Raw genomic sequence first — 3,982 nt, 5'->3', positions numbered from 1 at the left:
TGAATCTTTTCGGATTAAAAACACTATTCATTTTCCATTCTCACTTTCTTAGGATATAATGAGAATCGTATTGAGTAATTAGGAGGGTATACTATGTCAAAACAACAATTCGGCGTCGTCGGTATGGCCGTGATGGGAAAAAACCTAGCTTTAAATATTGAAAGCCGCGGCTATTCTGTGGCCTTGTATAATCGTACAGGATCAAAAACTGAAGCGGTGGTAGCGGAACATCCCGATCGCAAGTTAAAAGCAACTTTTTCAATCGAGGAGTTTGTTGATTCGATCGAGAAGCCACGTCGTATCCTATTAATGGTGCAAGCTGGACCAGCAACAGATGCAACGATCCAATCACTATTACCACATTTAGATAAAGGCGACATTCTGATCGATGGAGGGAACACCTTCTTTAAAGATACGATCCGTCGTAACGAAGAATTAGCCAACTCAGGAATCAATTTCATCGGTACGGGCGTTTCCGGCGGTGAAAAAGGTGCATTAGAAGGCCCTTCAATGATGCCAGGTGGACAAAAAGAAGCGTATGATTTGGTCGCTCCTATTTTTGAACAAATTGCTGCCAAAGCAGAAGACGGTGAACCATGTGTTACTTACATCGGCGAAAACGGTGCAGGCCACTACGTCAAAATGGTTCACAACGGAATCGAATATGGCGATATGCAATTAATCGCTGAATCTTATGATTTGATGCAAAATTTACTTGGCCTTTCAGTAGATGAAATGGCGGAAGTATTCTCAGAATGGAACAAAGGCGAATTAGACAGCTACTTGATCGAGATCACAGCGGATATCTTGACTCGCAAAGATGACGAAGGCACGGATAAAGCTATCGTGGACGTGATTAAAGATGCTGCCGGAAATAAAGGTACAGGTAAATGGACGTCACAAAGCGCTTTAGACTTAGGTGTGCCGTTGCCATTGATCACTGAATCTGTTTTTGCTCGTTTCATTTCTGCATATAAAGAAGAACGTGTGGCAGCCAGCAAAGTTCTTGCTGGACCAGCTCCTTATAAATATGAAGGCGATAAGCAAGAATTAATCGAAAAAATCCGTGAAGCACTTTATTTCAGTAAAATCATGAGCTATGCTCAAGGCTTCTCTGAACTACGTGCCGCATCAAAAGAATTTGGCTGGGATTTGCCATTTGGTGAAATCGCGAAGATCTGGCGTGCAGGATGTATCATCCGAGCTCGTTTCTTACAAAAAATCACCGATGCTTATGAAAAAGACGCTGACCTTGCAAACTTGATGTTAGATGACTACTTCAAAGAAATCACTGACAAATATCAACAAGCAGTCCGCGAAGTTGTGGCCATTGCTGTTCAAGCAGGCGTTCCAGTACCAACATTCTCATCTGCGATCACCTATTACGATTCTTACCGTGCTGAACGATTACCAGCAAACTTGATCCAAGCACAACGTGATTACTTCGGAGCTCATACCTATGAACGTACGGACAAAGAAGGAATTTATCACTACAGCTGGTACCACGAAGAATAGCGCGAGTTATTTATAACAATACTGATAACTAACTATAGCTTTTTGACAGGTTTAGCCCTATAATGATAGAGGTTTAATGAAATTCAACTTGGAAAGGAACTAAAAAAATGAGTAATATTCTGATCATTGAAGATGAAAAAAATCTAGCTCGTTTTGTCGAACTAGAATTGAAGCACGAAGGCTATGATACAGAAGTTCATTATAATGGTAGAACAGGACTTGAAGCCGCTTTGGAAAGCGACTGGGATGCAATCTTGCTTGATTTGATGCTCCCTGAGTTAAACGGCTTGGAAGTTTGTCGTCGTGTTCGTCAAGTTAAAAATACGCCGATCATCATGATGACTGCCCGTGACTCTGTAATCGACCGCGTTTCTGGTTTGGATCATGGTGCAGATGACTATATCGTCAAACCATTTGCTATCGAAGAATTATTAGCACGTTTGCGTGCCTTACTTCGCCGAATCGATATCGAAGGGGATAAGAACGTTGCGAAACAAACAACGATTACTTATCGCGATTTAACGATCGAAAAAGAAAACCGTGTCGTTCGCCGCGGCAATGAAATTATTGAGCTGACAAAACGTGAATACGAATTATTATTGACGCTTATGGAAAATGTCAATGTTGTTCTTGCTCGGGATGTGTTACTTAATAAGGTCTGGGGCTACGAGACAGAAGTAGAAACAAACGTTGTTGACGTGTATATCCGTTACCTGCGTAATAAAATCGATGTACCAGGTGAAGACAGTTATATTCAAACTGTTCGTGGTACTGGGTACGTTATGCGCTCATGAGAAAATTGATCAAGAAACAAAGAGAACTGAAAGGGCCCTCACTTACCATCAAGTGGGCCTTTACAAGTTCTTTCTTTATATTCGTCGTATTTACGATCTTTGCAGTTATTACGTATAAGTCTTCGGTCAATTTGATCGTGACGAAGGAAAGAAACAATGTAGAACGAACAATCTCAGAAGTCACTTCTCGTTTAGCCAATGCGAATGAGGAACTGACACTGGTCAATACCTATCGCACTTTGACAGAATCAGACAGTCAGGATAATGCCATCTATGATCAAAATATGACATTAGAAGGCAATATGATGCGTATCGATGACTTTATTTCAGAGTTAGGACAGCGCCAGTTGTCTTTAGATATCTATAATTTAGATAAGAAGCTGATCTTTAAAACGCAAAAGGATTATCGTCCACTAGTGCAGACGAAGCATAAGGAGCCGACCATCGTAACTGTTGATGAGAATAATGGCTTTTTATCTGTTGAACCGATCTATTCTAAGGAAACACGGGAGAAGATCGGCTATGCCCAAGTATTTTATGAATTATCCGATTTCTATGAAATGCGCAGCAAGCTATTACTGACGCTGATCGTATTAGAGATCGTTTCACTGCTTTTGAGCAGTTTCTTAGGCTTCTTACTGTCTTCTTATTTCTTGAAGCCGGTCAAGATATTGCGCGATACAATGGAGATCATTCGTCAAGATCCGCAAGCAGAAGTACATGTACCAGATATTACTACGAATGATGAGTTGGCGGATTTAGCAGTCATCTTTAATGACGTGATCGATCGCATTCGAATGTATATCGAGCAGCAGGAGCAATTTGTGGAAGATGTGTCTCACGAATTGAGAACACCAGTAGCAGTAATCGAAGGGCATTTGAATATGTTGAACCGCTGGGGCAAAGATGATCCAGAAATATTGGATGAATCAATCCAAGCCAGTCTGCAGGAGCTTGTACGCATGAAGAGCCTAGTGCAGGAAATGCTGGATTTGTCTCGTGCCGAACAAGTGGATGTCTATTATGGTAATGAGACTTCAAAGGCAAAAGATGTTACTTATCAAGTGTTTAATAATTTCAAATTACTTTATCCTGAATTTACCTTTACGTTGGATGATGATTTAGATGGCGAGAAAATGCTGAAAATCTATCGCAATCACTTAGAACAAATTTTGATCATCATTTTAGACAATGCGGTGAAATATTCTACGGACCGCAAGGAAGTACACATTTCTGTTTCCTCAACAATGAATAAGTTTGAAATTGCGATCCAAGACTTTGGTGAAGGAATTCCGGATGAAGATATTGATAAAGTATTTAATCGTTTTTATCGAGTGGATAAAGCCCGCGCCCGTACAAAAGGCGGAAATGGACTAGGATTATCGATCGCCCACAAACTTTTAGAGAGTTATAAAGGCAGTATCAGTGTCGAAAGCTCTGTTGGTAAGGGCACAATTTTTAGAATTTTTATTCCAATGGTGGAAGAGAAAACAGCTGAGTAGAACTCAGCTGTTTTTTTATGCGAAGGTTACGAAATGTTTTCACTCAAGATAGCGTTATTTTTGTTTTAAAATCGAACGTTATTTTGGAGTTTTAAATGAACGTTCGAAAAATAAAAAAGTTTAAAAAAATGTGCAAATAATAGTTGCATTACTACTTGAAGATTGCTATAT

3 protein-coding genes are annotated in these 3,982 nt (G+C 40.1%); all 3 read left to right on the top strand.

Annotated features, from left to right (window positions below):
• Nucleotides 1-93: 93 nt before the first annotated feature.
• The 3 genes from gndA to A5875_RS05890 all read left to right on the top strand — a co-directional run bounded on the left by gndA (nucleotide 94) and on the right by A5875_RS05890 (nucleotide 3,811).
• The gene (gndA, locus tag A5875_RS05900) at nucleotides 94-1,515 is read left to right on the top strand and encodes an NADP-dependent phosphogluconate dehydrogenase (protein WP_088932747.1); all 1,422 of its coding nucleotides are present in this window, start codon (nucleotides 94-96) and stop codon (nucleotides 1,513-1,515) included.
• Nucleotides 1,516-1,622: 107 nt separating this feature from the next.
• Complete coding sequence (locus tag A5875_RS05895; protein ID WP_010740068.1) at nucleotides 1,623-2,309, top strand: response regulator transcription factor; 687 nt, start codon at nucleotides 1,623-1,625, stop codon at nucleotides 2,307-2,309.
• The gene (locus tag A5875_RS05890) at nucleotides 2,306-3,811 is read left to right on the top strand and encodes a HAMP domain-containing sensor histidine kinase (protein ID WP_088932746.1); all 1,506 of its coding nucleotides are present in this window, start codon (nucleotides 2,306-2,308) and stop codon (nucleotides 3,809-3,811) included. Before A5875_RS05895 ends, A5875_RS05890 begins: the two co-directional genes overlap by 4 nt.
• Nucleotides 3,812-3,982: the final 171 nt, after the last annotated feature.

Source organism: Enterococcus sp. 3H8_DIV0648 (genome assembly GCF_002140655.1).
Taxonomy (GTDB): domain Bacteria; phylum Bacillota; class Bacilli; order Lactobacillales; family Enterococcaceae; genus Enterococcus_A; species Enterococcus_A hulanensis.
The sequence above is the reverse complement of the archived record's forward strand: the minus strand, read 5'-3'. Positions and strand labels throughout refer to the sequence as shown.

Coding starts and splice junctions, on each gene's coding strand:
- gndA (WP_088932747.1), top strand. CDS start 94: ATGTCAAAACAACAATTCGGCGTCGTCGGTATGGCCGTGATGGGAAAA.
- A5875_RS05890 (WP_088932746.1), top strand. CDS start 2,306: ATGAGAAAATTGATCAAGAAACAAAGAGAACTGAAAGGGCCCTCACTT.
- A5875_RS05895 (WP_010740068.1), top strand. CDS start 1,623: ATGAGTAATATTCTGATCATTGAAGATGAAAAAAATCTAGCTCGTTTT.